This is a genomic window from Virgibacillus carmonensis (genome assembly GCF_057836705.1).
Genome location: NZ_JBYQFJ010000186.1, coordinates 1 through 667, shown reverse-complemented (window position 1 = coordinate 667; position 667 = coordinate 1). Strand labels below are relative to the sequence as shown.

The window sequence follows — 667 nt, the reverse complement described above, 5'->3', positions numbered from 1 at the left end:
AACTTATCAAATGGAAACCGTGGCAATTTGACAACTACATAATCAAGCGCCGGTTCAAAGGATGCATATGTTGTTCCGGTAATCGGATTGATGATTTCATCCAAATGGTATCCAACTGCACATTTCGTAGCGATCCCCGCAATTGGATAACCAGTGGCCTTTGAGGCGAGAGCGGAAGAACGACTCACCCTCGGGTTAACCTCAATAATCACATATTGTTCGGAATGCGGGTCAAACGCGAATTGAATATTGCAGCCGCCAACAATCTTTAAGGCCCGGATAATTTTTAATGATGCGTTTCGGAGCACCTGATAGTTGACATCCGATAATGTTTGCGATGGTGCGACAACCATTGAGTCACCAGTATGAACACCTACTGGATCAATATTCTCCATATTGCACACAATCAGGCATGTATCATTGGCATCCCGCATCACTTCATACTCGATTTCCTTCCAGCCCTTTATGCTTTTTTCAATTAATACTTGATGAATAGGACTTGAAGTCAGGCCATTGTTAAGAACTACTTCTAACTCTGCTTCGTTAGCGGCGAATCCTCCACCAGATCCTCCAAGTGTATATGCCGGCCTGATAATAACCGGAAATCCAATCTCCTGAACAAATTGATGCCCTTCCTCAAAAGTGTGAATGATTTTTGATTCCGAAA

General features: G+C 43.2%; 1 protein-coding gene. It reads right to left on the bottom strand.

Annotated features, from left to right (window positions below):
• Positions 1 to 667, bottom strand: a 667-nt coding sequence (locus AC3G7N_RS21275) for an ATP-binding protein (protein ID WP_489424133.1), incomplete at both ends; no start/stop codon positions are given.